Origin of the sequence: Roseovarius sp. SK2 (assembly GCF_028807495.1) — a bacterium.
Lineage (GTDB): Bacteria > Pseudomonadota > Alphaproteobacteria > Rhodobacterales > Rhodobacteraceae > Roseovarius > Roseovarius confluentis.
This window is the reverse complement of record NZ_JARAMK010000003.1, coordinates 301,015-324,856: the sequence shown is the minus strand read 5'-3', so window position 1 is coordinate 324,856 and position 23,842 is coordinate 301,015. Positions and strand designations below refer to the sequence as shown.

At 64.4% G+C, this 23,842-nt stretch carries 20 protein-coding genes; 14 read left to right on the top strand and 6 right to left on the bottom strand.

The genetic code is table 11. The annotated features are described in order from the left end of the window. The first annotated feature begins 381 nt into the window (after positions 1-381). A complete protein-coding gene (locus PVV74_RS08545) occupies positions 382-1,767 on the top strand; it encodes an aminotransferase family protein (protein WP_103763000.1) in 1,386 nt (461 codons plus the stop codon). Positions 1,768-1,860: 93 nt separating this feature from the next. On the opposite strand, the gene PVV74_RS08540 is transcribed toward PVV74_RS08545, so the two are convergent. Further along, positions 1,861-2,532 carry an OmpA family protein gene (locus PVV74_RS08540; protein ID WP_274592893.1) on the bottom strand — a complete coding sequence of 224 codons (672 nt, stop codon included), beginning with the start codon at positions 2,530-2,532 and terminating at the stop codon, positions 1,861-1,863. A 187-nt stretch (positions 2,533-2,719) separates the two neighbouring features. Continuing rightward, the gene (locus tag PVV74_RS08535) at positions 2,720-3,583 is read right to left on the bottom strand and encodes a bifunctional helix-turn-helix domain-containing protein/methylated-DNA--[protein]-cysteine S-methyltransferase (RefSeq protein ID WP_274592892.1); all 864 of its coding nucleotides are present in this window, start codon (positions 3,581-3,583) and stop codon (positions 2,720-2,722) included. A gap of 97 nt (positions 3,584-3,680) precedes the next feature. Here PVV74_RS08535 and nth point away from each other — a divergent pair, with 97 nt between their 5' ends. Both nth and PVV74_RS08525 read left to right on the top strand, forming a co-directional pair. Next, positions 3,681-4,325, top strand: a complete 645-nt coding sequence (nth, locus tag PVV74_RS08530) for an endonuclease III (protein WP_103762800.1) — start codon at positions 3,681-3,683, stop codon at positions 4,323-4,325. Further along, positions 4,322-5,308: an adenosine kinase gene (locus PVV74_RS08525; RefSeq protein ID WP_103762799.1), complete on the top strand. Its 987-nt coding sequence runs from the start codon at positions 4,322-4,324 to the stop codon at positions 5,306-5,308. Before nth ends, PVV74_RS08525 begins: the two co-directional genes overlap by 4 nt. Before the next feature lie 423 nt (positions 5,309-5,731). Here PVV74_RS08525 and PVV74_RS08520 read toward each other — a convergent pair whose 3' ends face one another. After that, complete coding sequence (locus tag PVV74_RS08520) at positions 5,732-6,550, bottom strand: sulfotransferase family protein (RefSeq protein WP_274592891.1); 819 nt, start codon at positions 6,548-6,550, stop codon at positions 5,732-5,734. 150 nt (positions 6,551-6,700) lie between these two features. On the opposite strand from PVV74_RS08520, the gene PVV74_RS08515 reads away from it, so the two are divergent. From PVV74_RS08515 to PVV74_RS08505, 3 genes are read left to right on the top strand one after another with little or no spacing between them, the layout of a single operon-like run. Then, complete coding sequence (locus PVV74_RS08515) at positions 6,701-8,278, top strand: DUF5928 domain-containing protein (RefSeq protein WP_103762797.1); 1,578 nt, start codon at positions 6,701-6,703, stop codon at positions 8,276-8,278. Positions 8,279-8,289: 11 nt separating this feature from the next. Next, entirely contained in the window at positions 8,290-8,676 is a 387-nt protein-coding gene (locus PVV74_RS08510) for an HIT domain-containing protein (RefSeq protein WP_103762796.1), read from the top strand. A 49-nt stretch (positions 8,677-8,725) separates the two neighbouring features. Then, positions 8,726-9,556, top strand: coding sequence for an ion transporter (locus PVV74_RS08505; protein WP_103762795.1), 831 nt, complete (start codon positions 8,726-8,728; stop codon positions 9,554-9,556). Between the two features lie 6 nt (positions 9,557-9,562). Here PVV74_RS08505 and PVV74_RS08500 read toward each other — a convergent pair whose 3' ends face one another. Further along, entirely contained in the window at positions 9,563-10,492 is a 930-nt protein-coding gene (locus PVV74_RS08500) for an ABC transporter ATP-binding protein (protein WP_103762794.1), read from the bottom strand. A gap of 74 nt (positions 10,493-10,566) precedes the next feature. Here PVV74_RS08500 and PVV74_RS08495 point away from each other — a divergent pair, with 74 nt between their 5' ends. The 3 genes from PVV74_RS08495 (at position 10,567) to PVV74_RS08485 (ending at position 14,223) form a co-directional block, all read left to right on the top strand. After that, positions 10,567-10,746: a zinc-finger domain-containing protein gene (locus PVV74_RS08495; protein ID WP_103762793.1), complete on the top strand. Its 180-nt coding sequence runs from the start codon at positions 10,567-10,569 to the stop codon at positions 10,744-10,746. 251 nt (positions 10,747-10,997) lie between these two features. Next, entirely contained in the window at positions 10,998-13,796 is a 2,799-nt protein-coding gene (gene polA / locus PVV74_RS08490) for a DNA polymerase I (protein WP_103762792.1), read from the top strand. A gap of 301 nt (positions 13,797-14,097) precedes the next feature. Then, positions 14,098-14,223, top strand: a complete 126-nt coding sequence (locus PVV74_RS08485) for a hypothetical protein (protein WP_268873914.1) — start codon at positions 14,098-14,100, stop codon at positions 14,221-14,223. A gap of 145 nt (positions 14,224-14,368) precedes the next feature. Here PVV74_RS08485 and PVV74_RS08480 read toward each other — a convergent pair whose 3' ends face one another. Continuing rightward, on the bottom strand, positions 14,369-14,950 hold the full coding sequence (locus PVV74_RS08480; RefSeq protein WP_274592890.1) for a DUF1285 domain-containing protein: 582 nt from the start codon (positions 14,948-14,950) through the stop codon (positions 14,369-14,371). A 69-nt stretch (positions 14,951-15,019) separates the two neighbouring features. Here PVV74_RS08480 and PVV74_RS08475 point away from each other — a divergent pair, with 69 nt between their 5' ends. Genes PVV74_RS08475 through PVV74_RS08460 form a run of 4 tightly spaced genes read left to right on the top strand, consistent with a single transcriptional unit; the run spans position 15,020 to position 21,718 of the window. Next, positions 15,020-16,027 carry an AAA family ATPase gene (locus PVV74_RS08475; protein ID WP_274592889.1) on the top strand — a complete coding sequence of 336 codons (1,008 nt, stop codon included), beginning with the start codon at positions 15,020-15,022 and terminating at the stop codon, positions 16,025-16,027. Continuing rightward, positions 16,024-16,902: a DUF58 domain-containing protein gene (locus PVV74_RS08470; protein WP_274592888.1), complete on the top strand. Its 879-nt coding sequence runs from the start codon at positions 16,024-16,026 to the stop codon at positions 16,900-16,902. Before PVV74_RS08475 ends, PVV74_RS08470 begins: the two co-directional genes overlap by 4 nt. Next, positions 16,899-19,673: a DUF4159 domain-containing protein gene (locus tag PVV74_RS08465; protein ID WP_274592887.1), complete on the top strand. Its 2,775-nt coding sequence runs from the start codon at positions 16,899-16,901 to the stop codon at positions 19,671-19,673. Before PVV74_RS08470 ends, PVV74_RS08465 begins: the two co-directional genes overlap by 4 nt. Beyond that, on the top strand, positions 19,670-21,718 hold the full coding sequence (locus tag PVV74_RS08460) for a hypothetical protein (RefSeq protein ID WP_274592886.1): 2,049 nt from the start codon (positions 19,670-19,672) through the stop codon (positions 21,716-21,718). The genes PVV74_RS08465 and PVV74_RS08460 overlap by 4 nt, the downstream gene beginning before the upstream one ends. 158 nt (positions 21,719-21,876) lie before the next feature. Here the strand turns inward: PVV74_RS08460 and PVV74_RS08455 are convergent, their stop codons facing one another. Continuing rightward, positions 21,877-22,236, bottom strand: coding sequence for a hypothetical protein (locus PVV74_RS08455; protein WP_103762786.1), 360 nt, complete (start codon positions 22,234-22,236; stop codon positions 21,877-21,879). A 143-nt stretch (positions 22,237-22,379) separates the two neighbouring features. Between PVV74_RS08455 and PVV74_RS08450 the strand changes: the two genes are divergently transcribed. Further along, positions 22,380-23,819, top strand: a complete 1,440-nt coding sequence (locus PVV74_RS08450) for an FAD-linked oxidase C-terminal domain-containing protein (RefSeq protein WP_274592885.1) — start codon at positions 22,380-22,382, stop codon at positions 23,817-23,819. Positions 23,820-23,842 lie beyond the last annotated feature (23 nt).

Genomic DNA, 23,842 nt, shown 5'->3' with positions numbered 1-23,842 from the left:
GAGTTTCGTTTCTTTTATGTCGCGCCATCCTTGCCGGGGCCTTTGTCCACACGGCAGAAACTTTTCCGCCGCGCTGCCCCCGATGGCAGATGCGGCCTCATCCGAGCCGAATTTACGATTCCGATCAATGATTTTGTCTGGCAAAAAGGGCTTCTTCCACCTTTCCGAACCGAAGTTTCGGAAAAACCGTCTCAGAAATCAGCAGAATAGCACCAAATCACCGGATTACCGGGGGCAAACCGGCCATTGCTGGACTTAAACAATGAGCCCAGTTGGCCCTATCGACAGAACCGGATTCGAGGCTGATTATACGCCAATGGCACCGCTTTGCACTTCTGCGCCCCCGGCCACCGTGCCGGGCTTGACCTGATGGAGTTTCCGATGGATGGCAACCTGCTGAACGATATCGAAAAAGTCGTGGACGCCGACCGCGCCCATGTCTGGCACCACTTGATTCAACACCAGCCGTTTCAGACCGGCGCCCCCAAGATCATCGTCGAGGGCAAGGGCATGCGCGTCTGGGACCAGCACGGCAAGGAACACATAGACGCCGTATCCGGCGGTGTCTGGACGGTGAACGTGGGCTACGGCCGCGAGCGCATTGCCAACGCCATTCGCGACCAGCTGATCAAGCTGCCTTATTTCGCGGGCTCCGCCGGCTCGATCCCCGGCGCGATGTTCTCGGAAAAGCTGATTTCCAAGATGCCGGGCATGAGCCGCGTCTATTTCACCAATTCCGGCTCCGAGGCGAACGAGAAAGCCTTCAAGATGGTCCGGCAGATCGCGCACAAGCGCTATGGCGGCAAGAAATACAAGATCCTCTACCGCGAGCGCGACTATCACGGCTCGACCATCGGCACGATGTCGGCGGGCGGTCAGGACGAGCGCAACGCGCAGTACGGCCCCTTCGCACCCGGTTTCGTGCGCGTGCCGCACTGCCTTGAATACCGCGCGCAATGGGACCTGACCGGCGAGGAGTACGGCATCGCCGCCGCCAATGCGATCGAGGAAGTCATCCTTGCCGAAGGCCCCGACACGGTCGGCGCGCTCTGCCTTGAGCCCGTGACCGCCGGTGGCGGCGTCATCACTCCGCCCGAGGGCTACTGGCCCCGCGTGCAGGAGATCTGCCGCAAGTACGACATCCTGCTGCATATCGACGAGGTCGTCTGCGGCGTGGGCCGCACCGGGACCCACTGGTTCGGCTACCAGCACTACGGGGTCGAGCCCGATTTCGTGACCATGGCCAAGGGCGTCGCCTCGGGCTATGCCGCCATTGCGTGCTGCGTGACCAACGAGAAAGTCTTCGACATGTTCAAGGACGACATCGAGGACCCGCTCAACTACTTCCGCGACATTTCCACCTTTGGCGGCTGCACCGCCGGCCCCGCCGCGGCGCTGGAAAACGTCGCCATCATCGAAGAGGAAGGCCTGCTGGAAAACACCACGAAGATGGGCGACTACATGATGGATCAACTGAACGCGCTGGCCGACAAGCATGCCGTCATCGGGCAGGTCCGCGGCAAGGGCCTCTTCCTCGGGGCAGAGCTTGTGTCAGACCGCGCCAGCAAGGAACCGGTGCCCGAGAAACAGGCACAGGCCGTCGTCGCCGACTGCATGGCGCAGGGCACGATCATCGGTGTGACCAACCGCTCGATCCCGGGCTTCAACAACACGCTGTGCTTCTCGCCCGCGCTCATTTCGACCAAGGACGACATCGACCAAATCGTCGCCTCGGTCGACGAGGCCCTGGGGCGCGTCTTCGGTTGAACGCAACGCTTGCAACGCAAACGCCCCGCCGGGTCCTCCGGCGGGGCGTTTCGTTTCAGCGCCAGATTATTCTGCGAATAATCTTCGCCGGCGTCAGGCCGCGTTGGGCAGGATGACGATTTCCACCCGCCGGTTCTGCGCCTTGCCGTCCTCGGTCAGGTTCGAGGCCACCGGCGCATCTTCGCCGCGGCCGAACGCGTCGATCCGGCTGAAGGCAACGCCACCGTTCATCAGCACGTCCGCCACGGCATTCGCGCGCCGCTCGGACAGGTCCTGGTTATGTTCGGCACCGCCGGAATTGTCCGTATGGCCGACGATCTGTACCCGGCTGTCGGGATAATTCTGAAGGTTCTGCGCCACCGCGGACAGATCGCTGCGCAGGCCCGGACGCACCGCTGCGCTGTCCACGTCAAACAGGATATCCTGCGGCAGCGTCACGATCAGGCGGTCGCCGGTGTTCTGGATATCGACATTGTCGTTGCCAATGTCGTTGCGCAGTTCGGCTTCCTGCCGGTCCAGCATGTTGCCGGCCACGGCACCGCCCGCCGCGCCGACGGCGCCGCCGATCAGCGCGCCCTTGACCTTCTTGTCGGCCACGAGCGCCCCCGCGCCCGCACCCAGCAGCCCGCCCAGCAGTGCGCCTTGCTTGGCCTTCTGGTTCCGGTCAACGGCGGTGTCGTCGAGGTAGGCCGGGCTGGTACAGGCCGTGGCCCCCAACATCGACAGACCTGCAATGATAGTGACTGTTTTGTGTGAAATGCTCATCCTGATGCCTCATGTTCCAAACGCCCGTTTGCCGGGTCTGATCGTGATTCTAAGCAATTTTCGGCCAATGCCCAAGCATATTCTGCGGGGAATTCGGCGAGGATCCGCCCAGAACGGCCTTTCCCCACGCCACGAAACCGGCCGGAAATGCGCATTCCCGGCCCAATTTTCTGCCCAGGAAATGGGCTCACCCGGCCTCGACCCGCGCACTTTCCCATGCCAGGATCGCCCGTTTCACCGGCAGTCCCCAGTGATAGCCGCCCAGACCGCCCGATTTGCGCAGCGCCCTGTGGCACGGGATCAGGAAACTGACCGGGTTACGCCCCACCGCCGTGCCCACGGCGCGTACGGCCCGCGGATTGCCGATGGATTGCGCGATTTCCGAATAGGTTGTCACATGGCCCGACGGGATCTGCATAAGCGCCTCCCACACCTTGATCTGAAAGGGCGCGCCGATCATGTAAAGCGGTACTTTCTCGCCCGCCTGGCCGCCCGCACGGAAGGCTTGCAAGACCCACGGGCGCAGCATCATCGGATCTTCCACGAATTCCGCGTTGGGCCAGCGGGAAATCATGTCCGCCATCGCCGCCTCTTCGCCGGTTTCGCTGGCGAACCCGATACCGCATATGCCCTTCTCCGTGCCCATGACCAGTGCCAAACCGAACGGGCTGTCGAACCATCCCCAATAGATCTTCATCCCCGCGCCCCGCCGCGCGAACTCGCCGGGGCTCATCGCCTCCCAGCGCAGGAACAGGTCGTGCAGCCGCCCCGTCCCCGACAGCCCCAACTCATGCGCCGTGTCCAGCGTGGTGAACCGCTCGGCCAGCAGATCCTTGGCCTGCCCCACGGCGAGGTATTGCTGATACCGCTTCGGGCTGACGCCCACCCACTGCGTGAACAACCGCTGAAAATGCGACGGGCTCATATTCATGCCGCGTGCCAGATCCGACAGGCTGACGCCCGCCCCGCCCGCGTCAATCAGGTCGATGGCCCGGCGCATGACGTTGAAATGATACCCATCGCGGATTTCGGTGTTGATCCCGGCGTTCATGTGTCGTCTCCATTCAATGCAATGAATGTACGCGCACGCTCGCCCCTCGGCGACCCGAATGTTGCGCATCCGCCCCAAAGCGGGCACAAGGACAGCCATGGCCAAGCAACTCGACTACAAAACGATCCGCGAGATATTCACCCGGTTTCAGGAAGCCTCCGCAGAGCCAAAGGGCGAACTCGACCACGTGAACGCCTACACGCTTCTCGTCGCCGTCGCCCTTTCTGCGCAGGCCACCGATGCCGGCGTCAACCGCGCCACGCGCGAGCTGTTCAAGATCGCCGACACACCTGAAAAGATGCTGGCTCTGGGTGAGGAAGAGCTGATCGAACACATCAAGACGATCGGCCTTTACCGCAACAAGGCCAAGAACGTGATGAAGCTGTCGCGCATCCTGATCGACAAGTACGACGGCCAGGTGCCCAATTCGCGCGCCGCGCTGCAATCGCTCCCGGGCGTGGGGCGCAAGACCGCCAACGTGGTGCTGAACATGTGGTGGAGCTATCCCGCGCAAGCGGTCGACACCCATATCTTCCGCGTAGCCAACCGAACCGGCATCGCGCCGGGCAAGGACGTGGACGCCGTCGAGCGCGCCATCGAAGACAACGTGCCGGTGGACTTCCAGCAGCACGCCCACCACTGGCTTATCCTGCACGGACGCTACCACTGCAAGGCCCGCGCCCCGATGTGCCAGACCTGCATCATCCGTGAACTCTGCCAATTCGAGGAAAAAAGACTGTGACCAAGTACCAAGCTGTCGGCATCGGTAACGCCGTCGTCGATGTCATCTCGCAAGCCGATGACGGGTTTCTGTCCCGCATGGGCATCGAGAAAGGCATCATGCAACTGATCGAACAGGATCGAGCCGAACACCTTTACGACAACATGCAGAACCGCACCCAAATGGCCGGCGGCTCAGTCGCCAATACAATCGCCGGACTGGGCGCGCTGGGCCTCGGCGCCGCTTTCATCGGCCGGGTCTCGGACGATGCGCTGGGTCATGATTACGCCCGCGAGATGGCAGATGTCGGCGTCGACTTCGTCAACGCGCCCGCAAGCGACGGCGAACTGCCCACCTCCCGGTCGATGATCTTCGTGTCGCCCGACGGCGAGCGGTCGATGAACACCTACCTTGGCATCTCCACCGAACTCGGCCCCGACGATGTCGACGAGACCGTCGCGGGCGGCGCCGGGCTGCTGTTTCTCGAGGGCTACCTGTTCGACAAGGACAAGGGCAAGGCCGCCTTCCTCGCCGCCGCCCGCGCCTGCCGCGAGGCGGGTGGCATGGCCGGCATCACCCTGTCGGACCCGTTCTGCGTCGACCGGCACCGCGCCGATTTCCGCAAGCTGGTGACCGAGCTTGACTACGTCATCGGCAACGAGCACGAATGGTGCGCCCTCTACGAGACCGAAGACCTGGGTGCCGCGTTGGAACAGGCCGCGGCTGAAAGCGGCCTGATCGTCTGCACCCGCTCTGGCCATGACGTGGTGATCGTGCGCGGCGACGAAACCGTGACCGTGCCGGTGGCTTCTATCACGCCCGTCGACACGACCGGCGCGGGCGACCAGTTTGCAGCGGGCTTCCTTTACGGTCTTGCGACCGGCGCCTCGCTGGACGTGGCCGGCCGCATGGGTTGCATCGCCGGGGCCGAAGTGATCAGCCACTACGGCGCTCGCCCGGAAACCGATGTGAAAGCGCTTTTCAAGGCTGAAGGGCTGATCTGACCGGTGCCATTTTCTTTCAAAGAAAATGGGTCGGAAAATGGGATTTTCCGCTTAGGTTCCGACGAGCGGCGCGGCTGATCCGCTTCGGTGCGAATGGTCCGCGTCGGACCATTTGAGTATTTGAGGCAAGAAAAAGCCGTGGATGCGCGTCCGGGTCGGGCGTCGTTCGGCGCGGCGCCGATGCAGACCCGAAACCCGGACGCGGCTTTTCCTTGCACGGTCATCGGCTCTCCAGCCTGTACCGCACCACGATCATGACGAGGCATCGTTAAGAAAACGTTCGCGGCTTTTTCTTGCCTAAATACTCAAATCACCGCGCTCTCAGTCTTGCCGATGGCCGGACGAGAGCGTCGCGACTGCCACATGCCCGAGGAGGAGGCACGACGACGAGACAAGCGAGCGTGCGCGGCCCGCGCACTCCGCCTACTCGCCCAGCTTGGCGTGTACCTCGTCCAGGTCGATCTCGCCGATGGGCATCTTGTTCGACGGATCGTCGAAATCGTATTTGAACAGCTCGAAATCCCGGTGATAGATCTCTTTCACCAGGTGCATCGACAGGTCGTCGAAATAATCCTCGACCGGGTGCGCCCGTTTCGGCCCGTGGCCCTCGCTCTCGTTGAAACGCGGGATCTCTTTTAGGTCCACCTTGTTCGGCGTCTTCGTCGCCTTCAGGACATCCGCCATCCCGTCGTTGAACGATTCCGTCCAGAAGATCCTGTCATACGTGCCGCCATTGACGATGAAGGTCGAAACGTGCCCCGCCATCGACGACCAGTGGATGTCCGGCTCCATCGGGCGTTTCCAGCGGATGGTGTCGCGCGTGAACAGCAGGAACCGGCGGAAACTCTTGATCTGGTCGAACTCCTGCTTGCCGTCCTCGCCGCCAACCTCGATGCCGTATTTCTGGATCAACAGCGGCACCAACTTGCCGCGATAGCGCTTGCCGTTGCGCTGGATGCCGCAGATCTTGTCGAAAAAGGACGACAGGATGCGCGTGTAGGGGTTGCGCACGCAGGTAAAGGCATAGGACGTATGCGTTTTGACATTCGCCTTGATCAAGGGCTGGCTTTCGTCGCGGGCCCACTTGTGCAAACCGTCGGTCGCATCGTGGATATCACCGTCAAAGAATTCACCATGGTCCGAGTAGTACATGATCTGCCCAATGGTTGAGCAGGCGCATTTCGGCACCACGCGATAGACCATGCTCTCGCTTTCCGTCATCCATGTACCGGGAAAGCCCATTTGCCTGCCTCCAGCCCCGTTGTCCTGGTTCTTCTTGGGTCAATTCGTGTTTAGCCCGTTAAAAAAACCAACGAAAGCCTGTTTATTCAACGGCTGTTCATCTCTATCACTATAAACAATTGACGAAAGAGCAGGTAAATCGTTTCGCCTATGGCCAGGATCGCCTTCATTCTGCTGTGCCACAAGGACCCCGATGCGATCATCGGACAGGCGAACATGCTGACCGCGGCGGGCGACTATATGTCGATCCACTTCGACGCCCGCGCCAAGCCCGAACATTACCGCAAGATCCGCGCGGCGCTGGCCGACAACCCGAACGTCACTTTCGCCCGCAAGCGCATCAAGTGCGGCTGGGGCGAGTGGTCGTTGGTGCAGGCCACGCTCCACGCCATCGAGGCCGCGGTCGACGCGTTCCCCCGCGCCACCCATTTCTACATGCTGTCGGGTGACTGCGCCGCCATCAAGTCGGCGCGCTACGCCCACGATTTTCTCGACGCCCACGATGTCGATTACATCGAAAGCTTCGACTATTTTGCATCCGACTGGATCAAGACCGGCATGAAGGAAGAGCGGCTGATCTACCGCCATTTCTTCAACGAACGGAGTCATAGCCGGCTGTTCTACGCCTCGTTCAACATCCAGAAAAAGCTGCGCCTCACCCGCGAGATCCCCGCCGACCTGCAAATCCAGATCGGCAGCCAGTGGTGGTGCCTGCGCCGCCGCACCATCGAGTGGATTCTCGATTTCACCCGCAAGCGCCGCGACGTGATGCGTTTCTTCCGCACCACCTGGATTCCCGACGAGACCTTCTTTCAGACCCTCGTGCGCCATCTCGTCCCGGAAAGCGAGATCCGGACCCAGACCCTGACCTTCCTGATGTTCACCGATTACGGGATGCCGGTGACCTTCTACAACGACCACTACGACCTGCTGCTCAGCCAGGACGCCCTCTTTGCCCGCAAGATAAGCTCCGAAGCGACCGAGCTCAAAACCCGCCTCGGCGCGCTTTACGCCGATGAAGACGCCCGCTTCAACATTTCCGATGAGGGGCGCAGCCTCTTCAAGTTCCTGACCGGCCGCGGCCGCATAGGACGCCGCTTCGCCCTGCGCTTCTGGGAAACCGAAAGCACGCTGGGGCGCGAACGCGAGCTCATGATCATCATCTGCAAGAAGTGGCACGTCGCCAAGCGGATGATCGACACCATCCGCCAGGTCACGAACGTGCCGGCCATCGAATACCTCTTCAACGAGGAAAACACCCACCTGCCCGACCTGGGCGGCATCCAGGCGACGCTGGGCAAACGCACCCGCCATCGCCGGGCGCTTATGCGGATGCTGTTCGACTATTTCGAGACCGACCGCCTGATCGTCTGCATGGATCCCGGCAATATCGACCTGCTCGAGGATTTTTGCAACGACCGCTCCACCACCAAGCTTCTGGAAATCCAGTGCGAGTTCTCCGACGCCTACTTGGCCGGCCATGCCCGCCGCGTCGGGCTGGCCGGCACCCAGACGCCCAGGGAAACGCTGGAACGCCTGCTGCCCACGATCCGCGGCGACATCAACTTCGAATCCGATCGCATCCGCGACGCCGAGTTCGAGAATCACAGCATCATGAAACAATCCAACGACCCCGAGGATAACGCCGACCTCATCGCCCGCTTCCTTGATATCGCGCCCGACAAGGCGCTAGAGGTTGCGCAAACCGACCACCTGTATGCCGACTGAGGCCACCCAACATGTCTTTTTCCTATGACGACCAGAATATATTCGCCAAGATCCTGCGCGGCGAAATCCCCAACGACACGGTGCTGGAAACCGAGCACACGCTCGCGTTCAACGACATCCAACCACAGGCGCCGGTGCACGTTCTGGTGATCCCCAAGGGACCGTACGTCTGCCACGATCACTTTGCCGCCGAGGCATCCGAGGCGGAACTGGTGGATTTCATGCGCGTCACCGCGCAGGTTTGCGCCATGACCAGCGTCTCGCCGGGCGACGGCTATCCGGGCTACCGCACCATTTCAAACGCGGGCGAGGCCGGCGTGCAGGAAGTGCCGCATTACCACCTTCATATCCTTGGCGGTCGCGGCCTCGGGCGGATGCTGGCCAAGGCCGACACCTGATCCGAACCGTGCCTTGCGCCCCAGCGCAGCTTGCCCCATATCCAGCGCCATGAGCCAGACAACCCAAGCCAGTCCCAAAAGCCTGCGCGCCCGCGTCGAGACGCTCGTCAGCCGGACGAGCTTTCAGAATTTCATCCTCGCGGTGATCCTTTTCAACGCCGTGGTGCTGGGGCTGGAAACGTCGCAGACGGCGATGGCGGCGGCGGGCCCGCTGATCGTCTTGCTCGACAAGATCTGTCTCGCGATCTTCGTGGTCGAAATCGCGCTGAAGCTCTTTGCCCGCGGCACGGCGTTCTTCCGCAACGGCTGGAACGTCTTCGACTTCGTGATCGTCGGAATCTCGCTCATCCCCTCCACTCAGGGCCTGTCGGTGCTGCGCGCCCTGCGCATCCTGCGTCTGTTGCGGGTGCTGTCGGTCACCCCGTCCCTGCGCCGCGTGGTCGAGGGGTTGATGAACGCCCTGCCCGGCATGGGCTCGGTCTTTCTGCTGATGGGGATCATCTTCTACATCGGCTCGGTCATGGCGACCAAGCTGTTCGGCGGCGGATGCCCTGCCTGCACCCCCGAAGAGGCCGTGCTGTTCGACGAATGGTTCGGCACGATCGGTCGCTCCGGCTATTCCCTCTTCCAGATCATGACGCTGGAATCATGGTCGATGGGCATCGTCCGCCCGGTGATGGAGGTCTATCCCTACGCCTGGGCCTTCTTCGTGCCGTTCATCCTTGTAACCACCTTCGCGGTGGTGAACCTTGTCGTGGGCCTGATCGTGAACTCGATGCAGGACGCGCATAACCTCGAAGCCGAGGAACGCACCGACACCTACCGCGACGAGGTGCTGCAACGCCTGAAATCCATCGAGGACACGCTGAAGGACAAGTAAGCGCCCTCAGCGCGAACGGGTCAGCTCCAGGAACACTTCCTCAAGGTCCGCCTGCTCGGTTCGCACGTCCCGGATGCGCATCCCCGAGGCGCGCACCGCCTCCAGCACCGCTTCGGCCGACATCTTGGTCGAGCGATAGCTGATCGCCACCTGCCCACCGGGCCGCGTCTCCACCGTCAACCCCTCGCCCTCGGGCAAGGCCACCGGGTCTGCCTCTGGCTCGATCACCATGGTGCGCCGGTCCATCTGGCTCAGCAGGTGCGCCGTGCTGTCCCGCGCCACGACCGAGCCTTCGTTGATGATGGCGATCTCGTCGCACATCTCCTCGGCTTCCTCCAGGTAATGCGTCGTAAGGATGATCGTCATCCCCTGCTCGTTCAGCTTGCGCACGTTCTGCCACAGCATCTGGCGCAGTTCGATATCCACGCCCGCCGTCGGCTCGTCCAGCACCAGGATATGCGGGTGATGCACCAACGCCTTCGCCAGAAGCAGCCGCCGCCGCATCCCGCCCGACAGGGTCCGCGCATAGGCCTCGGCCTTGTCGCTCAGACCTACCAGTTCCAAAATCTCGTCGCTGCGCCGGTCCTTCTTCGGCACACCGTACAGACCCGCCTGCACCTCCAGGGCCGCGCGCGGCGCAAAGAACGGATCAAGGTTCAATTCCTGCGGCATCACGCCAATGGAGGCCCGGCTTTGCCGCGGGTTCACGTCCTGGTCGAAGCCCCAGATCTTCACCTGTCCCTTGGTCTTGGTCACAAGCCCGGCCAGGATGTTGATCAGCGTCGACTTGCCCGCGCCATTGGGCCCCAAAAGGCCAAAGACCGACCCCTTCGGCACGTCCAGGTCCACCCCCGTCAGCGCAGGTTTTGACATGCCGTGCTTGCCGCCACCATAAACCTTTTCCAGGCCTCTCACTTCGATTGCATTTGTCGGCATGGCGGCTCTTGTCCCCGGGTGTCTCTCGGATATAGTCTGCCCGGACCTACTTGCAGCCAAAAGGAACGCCGTCAATGGTGACCGAAGCCCCCGAGACCCGGATCGTCGACAGCTACCGCGTGGCCTGTGATGGCGGCGAAGGCGCATTGGGCCACCCGCGCGTGTGGCTGACCATCCCGCAAGACATCGGCTTCGTCGAATGCCCCTATTGCGACGCCAAACTGGTGCACCGCGATTTCGAGGGCAAGGTCTGAGGTCCGACAGCCCACCGGCGTGATCCCGTTCCAAATCCGGGTCCGGACGTATCGCGGCAAGACCCTCTGACCCTCCGCATGCTTTCACGGCCAGTCTGACCCAACGGGGCGCCTGCGGCGCACAGGTTTTCCAGGATGAGGGGTTTCACCCCTCAAACTCCCCGAGAGTATTTCCAGCAAGAAAAAGTCAGGCTGGAACTGCCATGACGGGCGTGAGATATGTAATCCAACAGCAAGGAAGGGCGCGGCACATGGCATTCGGCAAGGGACATCACCTGCACCTGATCGACGGGTCGGCCTTCATCTTCCGCGCCTACCACGCCCTGCCGCCGTTGACGCGCAAATCCGACGGTCTGCCCATCGGCGCCGTGTCGGGCTTTTGCAACATGCTGCAGAAATATGTCGAGGACAGCACCGGCGCCGACGCCCCCACCCATGTCGCCGTGATCTTCGACAAGGGCAGCCACACCTTCCGCAACGACATGTACCCCGAGTACAAGGCGAACCGCGACGAGATGCCCGAGGATCTGCGCCCGCAGATCCCGCTGACCCGCCGCGCGACCGAGGCGTTCAACATCGCCTGCAAGGAAATGGAAGGATACGAGGCCGACGACATGATCGCCACCCTCGCCGTGCAGGCCCGTGACGCGGGTGGGCGCGTGACCATCATCAGCTCGGACAAGGACCTGATGCAGCTTGTCGGCGGCGGCGTCGAAATGCTGGACGCCATGAAGAACCGCCGCATCGACCGCGAAGGCGTCGAGGAGAAATTTGGCGTCGGACCCGAGCGCGTCGTGGACGTGCAGGCTCTCGCCGGCGACAGCGTCGACAACGTGCCCGGTGCGCCCGGCATCGGCATCAAGACCGCGGCGCTCCTGATCAACGAATACGGCAGCCTCGAGGAACTTCTCGACCGCGCCGAGGAAATCAAGCAGCCCAAGCGCCGCGAAACCCTGATCGAAAAGCGCGAACAGATCGAGCTGTCGAAAAAGCTCGTGCAACTCGACTGCGAAACGCCACTCGATTTCACCCTCGACGACCTCGAGGTGCGCGACCCCGATCCCGACACCCTGCTGGCCTTCCTGACCGAGATGGAGTTCCGCACCCTCACCAAGCGCATCGCCGACGCGCTGGACGTCGAGGCCCCGGCCATCCCCGAGCCCACCGCACCCGAATCGGCAGAGGACGGCGCACCCGACTGGCCCGCCATCGACCCTGCGAAATACGAACGTGTCTCGGACATGGACGCGCTGCAAAGCTGGATCGACCGCATCACCGCCCGCGGCTACGTCGCCGTCGACACCGAGACCACCTCGCTCAACGAGATGCAGGCCGATCTCGTCGGCATCTGCCTGTCGATCGATCCGGGCGAGGCGTGCTACATCCCGCTCGGCCACAAGGACGGCAACGCGGATGACCTCTTCGGCTCCGACGCCCTGCTCGACGGCCAGATCCCGATGCAGGACGCGCTCGACGCCCTGAAACCCGTGCTCGAGGATCCGTCGATCCTCAAGATCGGGCAAAACATGAAATATGACACCAAGATCATGGCCAATTACGACATTGCCATGGCCCCGATCGACGACACGATGCTGATGTCCTACGCGCTCTATTCCGGGATGCACGGCCACGGCATGGACACGCTCGCCGAACGCTACCTGTCGCACACCCCGATCCCGATCAAGGACCTGTTGGGCACGGGCAAAGCCGCCATCACCTTCGACCGCGTGCCCATCGACGAGGCGGTGAAATACGCCGCCGAGGACGCCGACATCACCCTGCGCCTCTGGCACACCTTCAAGCCGCAACTGCACCGCGCGAAGGTCACCACCGTCTACGAGACGCTCGAACGCCCACTGGTACCCGTGCTGGCGCAGATGGAACGCAACGGCATCAAGGTCGACAAGGACACGCTCTCCCGCATGTCCGCCGCCTTCGCCCAGAAAATGGCCGGGCTCGAGGCCGAGATTCACGAGCTTGCGGGCGAGAAGTTCAACGTCGGCTCCCCGGCGCAGCTGGGCGACATCCTCTTCGACAAGATGGGGCTGGAGGGCGGCAAACGCGGCAAGAACGGCAAGTATTCCACGCCTGCCGACGTGCTCGAAGACTTGGCAACCGAGCACGACCTGCCCGCCCGCGTGATGGACTGGCGGCAGGTCAGCAAGCTGAAATCGACCTATACCGACGCCCTGCAGGACCATATCGACCCCGACACGGGCCGCGTTCACACGTCCTATGTCCAGACCGGCGCCAGCACGGGCCGCCTCGCCTCGACCGATCCCAACCTGCAGAACATCCCCATCCGCACCGAGGAAGGCCGCCGCATCCGCGAGGCTTTCGTGGCCGAGGACGGCAACACGCTCGTCGCACTGGACTACAGCCAGATCGAGCTGCGCATCCTCGCCCATATCGCCGACATCCCGGCGCTCAAGGAGGCGTTCCGCGACGGGCAGGACATTCATGCCATGACAGCGTCAGAGATGTTCGACGTCTCGATGGACGACATGACACCCGAGATCCGCCGCCGCGCCAAGGCGATCAACTTCGGCGTGATCTACGGCATCTCGGGCTATGGCCTCGCGCGCAACCTGCGCATCCCCCGCGCCGACGCGCAGGCCTTCATCGACCGCTATTTCGAGCGGTTCCCCGGCATCCGCACCTACATGGACGACACCGTCGCCTTCGCCAAGGAACACGGGTTCGTCCAGACCCTTTTCGGCCGCAAGATCCACACGCCCGAGATCGGCGCCAAGGGCCCTCGCGCCGGCTTTGCCCGCCGGGCGGCGATCAACGCGCCGATCCAGGGCACCGCCGCCGACATCATCCGCCGTGCCATGATTCGCATGCCATCCGCCATCCAGGACCTGCCCTGCAAAATGCTGCTGCAGGTCCACGACGAACTTCTGTTCGAGGTCTCGGGTGGCGCCGAGGAAAAGGTCATCGACACAGCCCGTGACGTTATGGAGCAAGCGGCCCGACCCGCCCTGCATCTCGACGTGCCGCTCGTGGTCGACGCGGGACAAGGCAACAATTGGGCCGAAGCGCACTGAGCGCACACCACAGGCACGGAACCAACCCCGAACGCGCGGAATCGAGCGCCCGCGCGTTAGGCTGATTGACGTATCGGAAAAGCGACTTTTCCCAGACGGGGTGCAAAAGTAGCACAGTTGCAACAGCGCAAAACCCTTTGAAAATCGCGGAATCCCGCTGAAAAAGGCATTTACGTGATAAAAATGCTGCCATAGAAGCCATAGCAGCCGGAGATTCGCGTTTTTACGCAAGCTCTTGTGTTGACAACAATTCGCGTTCAAACACAGTATCGGGCGCGTGACATGGAAGGAATTTGTTCACATGAAAAACAAAACTGCAATGATTGCTGCTCTCATCGCAACCGTCGGCCTGGCCGCCTGCGCACAGCAACAACAAGAAGAAGTCGTGGTTCCGGTTGAGCCTGAGCCCGTAACGACGAAGTACTAATCTTCGACGTATCCCCGGGTCGGGGCACGGCACTTTCGGGTGTCAGCCTCGACCCGGGAAACCTATCTTAAGACGATGACTGATCCGCCTGATGCTTCCCGCATCGGGTTTTTTTGTGTCTCGAAGGCTGCAGGGTCAGACTGCGTCAGTCCGCGGGCAGGTCCTCTGACGGGATCATCGGGAAAAACGCGCCGTCCGAGCGGACACCGAACCAGCCATCCTCGTGCTCGCCCAGATCCACCAGCCGGTAGAACGACTTGCGATCGATCAGAGCCTCCAGCCCCGCCCGCACATGCAGGTAGGGCGACGGCTCGCCCGACTCGGGGTCACGCTCGACCCGGATCGCATGGTTCGTCCCCGCCAACACGTGATCGCCCACGTTGGTCACGAAAACCAGCATCTGCGCCTCGCCTTCGCCTTCCGACTCGAAATCCACCGCGACGAAAGGTGCGTCCTCCACCACGATGCCGACCTTTTCCACCGGCGTGACAAGGAAATGGCGGTCACCTTCCTTTTTCAGGATGGTCGAGAACAGCCGCACCAGCCCTTCACGCTCGATGACCGTGCCTTCGTGATACCACGTGCCGTCCCGCGCGATCCGCATGTCGATCTCGCCGGTGAACTCCGGGTTCCACAAATGCACAGGCGGCAGGCCCTTGCCGCTTTCCTTGCGTGCCGTTTCGGCAAGGCTTTCCGCTGACGGGGTTGTGACCGATTTATTGCTCATTGCTTTTGCCATTTTGCTTGCGCGCGATACACTCTACCCAAGCGATATAGCCCATACCGGAGTTTTGCCATGACCGACGACGCCGACCTGCTGGCCGGGATCGAAGCCCTCGAAGACAAGCTGGCCCAGGCCCGCGCCTCGATCACCCGTCGCTTCATCGGGCAGGAACGGGTCGTCGACCTGTCGCTCTCGGCGTTGCTCTGTGGCGGCCACGGCCTGCTGGTGGGCCTGCCCGGCCTCGGCAAGACCCGTCTGGTGGAAACGCTGAGCATCGTCATGGGCCTCGATTCGAACCGTGTGCAGTTCACGCCCGACCTGATGCCCGCCGACATTCTGGGCTCCGAGGTGCTGGAAACCGGCGCCGACGGCACCCGCGCGTTCAAGTTCATTCCCGGCCCGATCTTCTGCCAGCTTCTGATGGCCGACGAGATCAACCGCGCCAGCCCCCGCACCCAATCCGCGCTCTTGCAGGCCATGCAGGAACGGCAGGTCTCGGTCGCCGGCGAGGACCGCCCGCTGACCCCGCCCTTCCACGTGCTGGCCACGCAGAACCCCATCGAACAGGAAGGCACCTACCCCCTGCCAGAGGCCCAGCTTGACCGCTTCCTCGTGCAGATCGACGTGCCCCACCCCGACCGCGACACCGAACGCGCGATCCTGCTCGCCACCACCGGCGCCACCGAGGAAGAGGCGCACCAGGTCTTCACCGCCGAGGAACTCATCGCCGCGCAGACCCTCCTGCGCCGGATGCCCGTGGGCGAGGCCGTGATGGAACAGATCATCGACCTTGTCCGCGCCTTCCGCCCCGATGACCCCACATCGTCCGAGACGGTGCGCGAAAACGTCGCCTGGGGCCCCGGCCCCCGCGCCGCGCAGGCGCTCATGCTGACCGTCCGCGCCCGTGCCATGATCCAGGGCCGCCTGGCCCCCGATTCGGACGATATCGCCGCCATGGCGCAGCCGGTTCTGACGCACCGCATGGCGCTCAACTTCGCCGCACGCGCGCGGGGTGAAAACCTTGACGACCTCATCGCCGCCACCGTCGCCCAAGTGACGAGGACCGAGGCCGCCGCTTGACCCAAATCGCCCCTCTCCGCGCCCGGTCCGAGGCCGAGGCCGCCCGCTTTCCCGCGCTTCTGGCCCGGGCAGAGCACTTGGCGGGGACCGTCCTACTGGGCGAGCATGGCCGCCGCCGCGCGGGCATGGGCGACGATTTCTGGCAATACCGCCCGGTGCAGGCCGGGGATGAACTGCGCCACATCGACTGGCGCCGCTCCGCCCGCTCGGACACGCAGTTCCTGCGCCAGCGCGAATGGCAGATCGCCCAAAGCGTCACGCTCTGGGTCGACGGCGCGGCCTCCATGCGTTTCGCCTCCGACGACACCCTGCCGCAAAAAGCCGACCGCGCCCGGCTCCTGTCGCTGGCCATCGCCATCCTGCTGAACCGTGCAGGCGAGCGCATCGGCCTGTCCGGTGCCGACCTGCCGCCCCGTAGGGGCGACGCCCAGATCGAGCGGCTCGCCATGGCCCTCGGCCAGGACGGCCCCGACGATTACGGCGCGCCCCAGACCACCGGGATGCTCTCGCACGGACGCGCCCTGTTCCTGTCGGACTTTCTTGGCGATCTCGACCCGGTGCGCGAGGCGCTCACGTCCGCCGCCGACCGCGGCGTGCGCGGCGTCCTCTACCAGGTTCTCGACCCGGCCGAGGAGAGCTTCCCCTATCGCGGCCGCACGATCTTCGAATCGGTGGGCGGCACGATGGTGCACGAAACGCTCAAGGCGTCGGAACTGCGCGACCGCTACCTGGAACGCCTCGCCGCCCGCAAGGATGACCTGCGCCACCTCTGCGCCACCACCGGCTGGCTCTACGGCACGCATCACACGTCGGACTCCGCGCAATCCGCGCTCCTGTGGCTTTATAACGCGTTCGACGGGGGACACGGACGATGACCATCGGCCCCATCGGTTTCGCCGCGCCCTGGCTTCTGGTGGCGCTGGCCGCTTTGCCCATCCTGTGGCTGATCCTGCGCGCCGTGCCACCCGCGCCCATCCGCCGCCGCTTTCCCGGCGTGGCGCTTCTTCTGGGCCTTCGCGACGACGACAGCGTGTCGGACCGCACGCCCTGGTGGCTGCTGCTGTTGCGGATGCTGGCCGTCGCCGCCGTCATCATCGGGCTCGCCGGCCCCATCCTCAATCCGCAGGACGAGGCGCAGGCCAACCGCACCGGCCCGATGTTGATCGTGCTCGATTCCAGCTGGGCCAGCGCCCGCGACTGGCCCGCACAGGAAGACCTGCTCGATTCCCTATTGGCCGAGGCCGGGCGCAATGCCCGCCCCGTCGGCATCCTGCAACTCTCGGACCCAGAAACCCCGGTCTTCCAGGCCGCCGAGACGTGGCGCACCCGCCTCACCGGCCTCGCCCCCTCGGCCTGGTCTCCGCAACCCGACGCCTTCGAGGACGCCGCCAACTTGCTCGGCGACGAGAATTTTGAAACCCGCTGGTTCTCCGACGGTCTCGCCCGCGACGGCCGGCAAACCCTGCTCGACGCCCTGCAGGATCGTGGCCCCGTCACCATCCACGAAAGCGCCGTGCCAATCTACGCGCTGACACCGGCTGTGGTCGAGGACGACGCCCTGCGCCTCACCGCCACGCGCGCAAATCCCGGCCCCGCCCGCGACATCACGGTCGAGGCGCATGGCCGCGACCCCTCCGGCGCCCAGCGCCTGCTGGCGACGCAGGACATGACGTTCGAGGCCAGCGCGAAAGAGGCCACGACGCTTCTGTCCCTGCCCGCCGAACTTCGCGCCCGCCTCACCCGGTTCGAGATCGCCGGCCAGTCCCATGCCGGCGCCGTCACCCTGACCGACGACAGCCTCAAGCGCCGCGAGGTCGCGCTCATCGCCGGCCGCGAAGACCGCGAAGGCCTCGAACTTCTGTCTCCGCTCCACTATCTCGAACAGGCGCTCGAACCCACTGCCGACCTGCTCGACGGCAGCCTCAGCGACGTCCTGCCCGCCAACCCCGATGTTGTCGTGCTGGCCGATGTCGCCACGCTCTCGGGTGCCGAACAGGCCGATCTGCTCGACTGGACCGATCGCGGCGGCATGCTCCTGCGATTCGCCGGACCGCGTCTCGCCGCCTCGGACGTTTCGCGCGGCGACGAAGCCCCGCTGATGCCCGTCCGCCTGCGCGCCGGTGGCCGCTCCGTCGGCGGCGCCATGAGCTGGGGCGAACCCAAGGAACTCGCCCCCTTCCCCGAATCGAGCCCTTTCTTCGGCCTTGACGTGCCCTCCGACGTCACCGTCACCGCTCAGGTGATGGCCCAGCCAGACCCCACGCTGGCCGACCGCGTCATCGCGCAACTCAGCGACGGCACGCCGCTTGTCACCCGCAAACGCATCGGACAGGGGCAGGTTGTCCTTTTTCACGTCACCGCCAACGCCGAGTGGTCCACCCTGCCGCTTTCGGGCCTCTTCGTGCAGATGCTCGAACGGCTGGCGATATCCTCCAGCCTCGCCCTGCCTGACCTGGCCGAACTTGAAGGCACTACCTGGCAGCCCGTGCAGGTCCTTTCGGGCTCGGGCATCCTGGAAGATGCCGGCACCCTGCCCGGCGTCGACGGCACCCGCTTTGTCGAGGATGTCCCCGGCCCCGATTTCCGCCCCGGCCTCTACGATGGCCCCGACCGGCGGCTCGCGCTCAACGTCCTGCCCTCTGACACCACTCTGGCACCTGTCAGCTGGCCCGCCGACCTGCCCGTTCTGGGCCTCGACCGCCCGCCAGAGGCCGCGCTCGGCGGCTGGTTCCTCGCCGGGGCGCTCTTGATCCTGATGGCCGACATCCTCGCTTCGCTGGGCCTCTCTGGCCGCCTGCTGCCCGCCCGCGCCACGATGTCCGCCCTCCTTCTGGCGCTCCTGCTCAGCCCGCAAATGGCCGACGCGCAGGACAGCAGCATGACCGAGGCCGACGAAAAGGCCCTCATGGCCGCGTCCGAGGTCGTGCTGGGCCACGTCATCACCGGCGACCGCAGACTCGACAACGCCGCCCAGGCGGGCCTGCGCGGCTTGGGCGAAACGCTCTTCTTCCGCACCTCGGTCGAACCGGCAGACCCCGTCAGCGTGAACCTCGAAACCGACGACCTCTCGGTCTATCCGTTCCTCTACTGGCCCATCTCTCCCGATCAGCCGATCCCGTCCGAGGAAGCCTACGTCAAGCTCAACGAATACCTGCGCACAGGCGGCATGATCCTCTTCGACACGCGCGACGCCAATGTCGCGGGCTTCGGCGCCTCCTCTCCGGCGGGCCGCAAGCTGCAACGCCTCGCCCGCCCGCTCGACATTCCTCCGCTGGAGCCCATCCCCGAGGACCACGTGCTCACCCGCACCTTCTACCTGCTGCAGGACTTCCCGGGCCGCCACACCGGCCGCTCCGTCTGGGTCGAATCCGCGCCCCCCGACGCCGAACAGGTCGAGGGCATGCCCTTCCGCAACCTCAACGACAACGTCACGCCCGTTGTGATCGGCGGCAATGACTGGGCCGCCGCCTGGGCGATGGACGACCGCGGCAACCCGCTCTTTCCCGTGGGCCGCGGCTTTGCCGGCGAACGCCAGCGCGAGCTGGCCTACCGCTTCGGCGTGAACCTCGTGATGCACGTCCTGACAGGCAACTACAAATCCGACCAGGTGCACGTGCCCGCCCTTCTCGACAGGCTTGGCCAATGACCGGCAGCATCGTCTTCGAACCCCTCCTCAACCCGTGGCTCATCGCGGCGCTTGCCGGCATGATGATGACGGGAACTGCGCTCGCCATCTGGCGCGGCCTCTCCGGCTGGCCGTTCCGCGCGCTGGCCGGTCTGGTGGTCCTCGCCGCGCTCCTGGGTCCCGTCTACCAGGCCGAGGACCGCGAACCGCTCTCCGATATCGTCCTGATGATCGAGGATGAAAGCGCCAGCCAGACTCTCGGCGACCGTTCGTCCCTCACGGAAACCAGCGCCGACGACCTCGCCGCCCGCATAGCCGCGCGCGACAACACCGAACTGCGCCGCATCACCGTCCCCGACGGCGCCGACAACACCGGCACCCAGCTGATGACCGCCTTGTCAGAGGCCTTGGCCGAAGAACCCCGCGCCCGCATCGCCGGCGCGATTCTCATGTCCGACGGGCGCCTGCACGACCTCGACCGCGCCCCCGACATGCCCGCGCCCATCCACCTGCTGCACACCGGACGCGAAGAAGACTGGGACCGCAAGCTGGTGGTCGAAAACGCCCCGGCCTTCGCCATCCTGGGCGAGGAAATCCAGATGACCCTGCGCGTCACCGATGACGGCGACGCCCCCGAAGGCACCTCCACCGTGCCCGTAGACGTCTCGGTAGACGGCGAGGAACCACAGCGCTTCAACGTCCCCCTGAACGAGGATATCGACCTGCCACTGCGCCTGCCTCATGGCGGCCGCAACGTGCTGCAATTCTCCACCCCCGCCGTCGACGGCGAACTGACGGACCGCAACAACACCGCGCTTGTCCAGATCAACGGCGTCCGCGACCGGCTCAGCGTGCTCCTGGTGTCGGGCGAGCCGCACGCCGGAGGCCGCACCTGGCGCAACCTGCTGAAATCCGACAGCTCCGTCGACCTCGTCCACTTCACCATCCTGCGCCCCCCGGAAAAGCAGGACGGCGTGCCGGTGCGCGAGCTTTCCCTCATCGCCTTCCCCACCCGCGAGCTCTTCCTCGAAAAGATCGAGGATTTCGACCTCATCATCTTCGACCGCTACAAGCGCCGCGGCATCCTGCCGTCGCTCTACCTCGACAACGTGCGCAGCTACGTCGAAGGCGGTGGCGCGGTCCTCATCGCCGCTGGCCCCGATTATGCCGCCGCCGACAGCCTCTATCGCACCCCGCTCGAGGCGATCCTGCCCGGCCGCCCCACCGCCCGCGTGCTCGAGGAACGCTACAGCCCCTCGATCACCGACCTTGGGCAGCGCCACCCGGTCACCTCCGGGCTGGAACAGGAGTTCGGCGGCGAATGGGGCCGCTGGATGCGCCAGATCGAGGTCGAGGAAACCTCCGGCGACACCGTCATGACCGGCGTCGGCGACCGCCCCCTCCTGACCCTCGACCGCGTCGGCGAAGGCCGCGTGGCGCTTCTTGCCTCCGACCACGCCTGGCTCTGGAATCGTGGCTTCGAGGGTGGCGGGCCGCAACTGGAACTGCTGCGCCGCCTCGCCCACTGGATGATGAAAGAACCGGAACTGGAAGAAGAGGCGCTCTGGGCCGAGGCGACCGGACAACAGATGCGCATCATCCGCCGCTCGCTCGAAGATACCGTCGGCCCGGTCACGATTACCACGCCTGAGGACGAACAGATCGAGATGGACCTCGAAGAGGTTTCTCCCGGCCGGTTCGAAGCGCTCTTCGACGGCCCCACCATCGGCCTTTACCGGCTGGAAAACGGCGAGCACACCGCCGTCATCGGCCTCGGCCCCGCCTCCCCGGTCGAATTCGAGAACACCATCGCCGACACCGAAACGCTGGAACCTTACGTGTCCCAGACCGGCGGCGGCATCCACCCGCTGGCCGACGGCCCGCCCCGCGTGCGCACCGTACGCGAAGGCCGCGCCATGGCCGGCCGCGGCTGGATCGGCCTTTTGGATCGCAACGCCTACCAGACTCGCTCGGTCACCCAGACGCCGCTCCTGCCCGCCTGGCTGGTCCTTCTGCTCGCCGCATCCCTCATCGTCGGCGGCTGGCTCCGCGAAGGACGTCAGTAGTCCCGCCCCGCGTCCTCTGGCCCAAAATATCCCCGCCGGAGGCTCCCACACCGGCCACGCGCGGATAACCGCGTCACACCGGCACAGGCCGCCGAGGCGTCGGACCCCAGTCCGACTCCGAGACAAACCTGCACGCGCCCAAGGGCGCGTTCCTTTTATCAGGGTTGCAGCGCCACGCGTTTCTGCGATCCGGACCAGCCATCGACCGAACAACGCGGCCGCACGAAGATCTCGCGCGTCCCGTCCGGGATCACCACACCGCTCAACGAGCGGGTGAAAGGCTGCTCGTTCACGTGCGGGTGCATCAGCTCGCGATACCCCAGCCGGCTGCCTGCCGCGTCCAGCACTTCCCAGCCGTCGGCATAATGGTCCCACCCGGTGTCCGGATGGCGAATCGTCACGTGGATATTCCACACCATGCCCGCCTTTTCGACGGTCACGTCCAATACCTGCGGCTCGTCGCCGAAGGCAGGTGCGGCCAGAAGCGCGGCCACGAAAAATGCAGCAAGTCTTTTCATGTCTGACAATATAGGTGAGCGTCACGACTGATGCACTCACAACCGCGTGCTGACAGAATTCTTCTCGTCATTGCGTCGCGCATGCCGCACTTGCGACTGACGCAAATTGGTTATATTATCTTACCAATCCTCGGAGAACCGCCATGGAAATGCCAAAACCGAACCCGACCATCCTTGCCCGCAAGTCGCAACTGCTCGACCGGCTGGCATCTTTCCTGCCGCGCGAGGCGCTCATTCACGACCCCGCCGAGACCCGCGCCTATGAATGCGACGGGCTGACCGCTTACAAGTGTCCGCCGCTCGCCGTGGTCCTGCCCGCCTCCACCGCCGAGGTCTCCGAGACCCTCAAGATCTGCAACGACATGGGCGTGCCCGTGGTGCCGCGCGGCGCGGGCACCTCGCTCGCCGGCGGCGCGCTCCCGACCGAGGACAGCGTCATCATCGGTGTCGCCCGCATGAACGAAGTGCTGGAAACCGATTACGAAAACCGCTTCATCCGCGTGCAAACCGGCCGCACCAACCTCTCCGTCACCGGCGCGGTCGAGGAAGACGGCTTTTTCTACGCCCCCGACCCCTCCAGCCAACTGGCCTGCGCCATCTCGGGCAATATCGCGATGAACTCGGGCGGCGCGCATTGCCTGAAGTACGGCGTGACCACCAACAACCTGATGGGCGTGACCATGGTTCTGATGGACGGCACCGTGACCGAAATCGGCGGCGCGCATCTCGATGCCGAGGGGCTCGACCTTCTGGGTCTCATCTGCGGCTCCGAAGGTCAGCTTGGCATCGTGACCGAGGCGACCCTTCGCATCCTGCACAAACCCGAAGGCGCGCGCCCCGTCCTGATCGGCTTCGATTCCTCCGAGATCGCGGGCCAGTGCGTGTCGGACATCATCAAGGCCGGCGTCCTGCCCGTGGCGATCGAATTCATGGACCGCCCCTGCATCCGCGCGACCGAGGCCTTCGCCGGCGCTGGCTACCCCGATTGCGAGGCGCTCCTGATCGTCGAGGTCGAAGGCTCCGACGCCGAGATCGACGAACAGCTCGAAACCATCATGGACATCGCCCGCAAGCACGACCCCGTCGAACTGCGCCAATCCTCGTCCGACGACGAGAGCAAGCGCATCTGGCTCGGCCGCAAATCCGCCTTTGGCGCGATGGGCAAGATCAACGACTACATGTGCCTCGACGGCACGATCCCGGTCAACGAACTGCCCTATGTGCTGAAACGCATCGGCGAGATGTCCAAGGAATACGGCCTCGACGTCGCCAACGTCTTTCACGCGGGCGACGGCAACATGCACCCGCTGATCCTGTTCGATGCCAACAAGGAGGGCGACCTTGAGCTCTGCGAGGATCTGGGCGCCGATATCCTGAGGCTCTGTGTTGAAGTCGGCGGCTGCCTCACGGGCGAGCATGGCGTCGGCATCGAAAAGCGCGACCTGATGCTGCACCAATACGACCCGCCCGACCTGGAAATCCAGATGGCCGTCAAGGACGTGTTCGACCCCAAGTGGCTGCTCAACCCGGCCAAGGTGTTCCCGCTCGCGTCCTCCGACACCCGCCGGATCGCCGCTGAATGACCATTCCGGGGCGCTGCCCCGGA

What these genes read in the sequence shown, in the direction of transcription:
- PVV74_RS08545 (WP_103763000.1), top strand. Translation starts at nt 382, where the DNA reads ATGGATGGCAACCTGCTGAACGATATCGAAAAAGTCGTGGACGCCGAC.
- PVV74_RS08540 (WP_274592893.1), bottom strand. Translation starts at nt 2,532, where the DNA reads ATGAGCATTTCACACAAAACAGTCACTATCATTGCAGGTCTGTCGATG.
- PVV74_RS08535 (WP_274592892.1), bottom strand. Translation starts at nt 3,583, where the DNA reads ATGAACGCCGGGATCAACACCGAAATCCGCGATGGGTATCATTTCAAC.
- nth (WP_103762800.1), top strand. Translation starts at nt 3,681, where the DNA reads ATGGCCAAGCAACTCGACTACAAAACGATCCGCGAGATATTCACCCGG.
- PVV74_RS08520 (WP_274592891.1), bottom strand. Translation starts at nt 6,550, where the DNA reads ATGGGCTTTCCCGGTACATGGATGACGGAAAGCGAGAGCATGGTCTAT.
- PVV74_RS08515 (WP_103762797.1), top strand. Translation starts at nt 6,701, where the DNA reads ATGGCCAGGATCGCCTTCATTCTGCTGTGCCACAAGGACCCCGATGCG.
- PVV74_RS08510 (WP_103762796.1), top strand. Translation starts at nt 8,290, where the DNA reads ATGTCTTTTTCCTATGACGACCAGAATATATTCGCCAAGATCCTGCGC.
- PVV74_RS08505 (WP_103762795.1), top strand. Translation starts at nt 8,726, where the DNA reads ATGAGCCAGACAACCCAAGCCAGTCCCAAAAGCCTGCGCGCCCGCGTC.
- PVV74_RS08500 (WP_103762794.1), bottom strand. Translation starts at nt 10,492, where the DNA reads ATGCCGACAAATGCAATCGAAGTGAGAGGCCTGGAAAAGGTTTATGGT.
- PVV74_RS08495 (WP_103762793.1), top strand. Translation starts at nt 10,567, where the DNA reads ATGGTGACCGAAGCCCCCGAGACCCGGATCGTCGACAGCTACCGCGTG.
- polA (WP_103762792.1), top strand. Translation starts at nt 10,998, where the DNA reads ATGGCATTCGGCAAGGGACATCACCTGCACCTGATCGACGGGTCGGCC.
- PVV74_RS08485 (WP_268873914.1), top strand. Translation starts at nt 14,098, where the DNA reads ATGAAAAACAAAACTGCAATGATTGCTGCTCTCATCGCAACCGTCGGC.
- PVV74_RS08480 (WP_274592890.1), bottom strand. Translation starts at nt 14,950, where the DNA reads ATGAGCAATAAATCGGTCACAACCCCGTCAGCGGAAAGCCTTGCCGAA.
- PVV74_RS08475 (WP_274592889.1), top strand. Translation starts at nt 15,020, where the DNA reads ATGACCGACGACGCCGACCTGCTGGCCGGGATCGAAGCCCTCGAAGAC.
- PVV74_RS08465 (WP_274592887.1), top strand. Translation starts at nt 16,899, where the DNA reads ATGACCATCGGCCCCATCGGTTTCGCCGCGCCCTGGCTTCTGGTGGCG.
- PVV74_RS08460 (WP_274592886.1), top strand. Translation starts at nt 19,670, where the DNA reads ATGACCGGCAGCATCGTCTTCGAACCCCTCCTCAACCCGTGGCTCATC.
- PVV74_RS08455 (WP_103762786.1), bottom strand. Translation starts at nt 22,236, where the DNA reads ATGAAAAGACTTGCTGCATTTTTCGTGGCCGCGCTTCTGGCCGCACCT.
- PVV74_RS08450 (WP_274592885.1), top strand. Translation starts at nt 22,380, where the DNA reads ATGGAAATGCCAAAACCGAACCCGACCATCCTTGCCCGCAAGTCGCAA.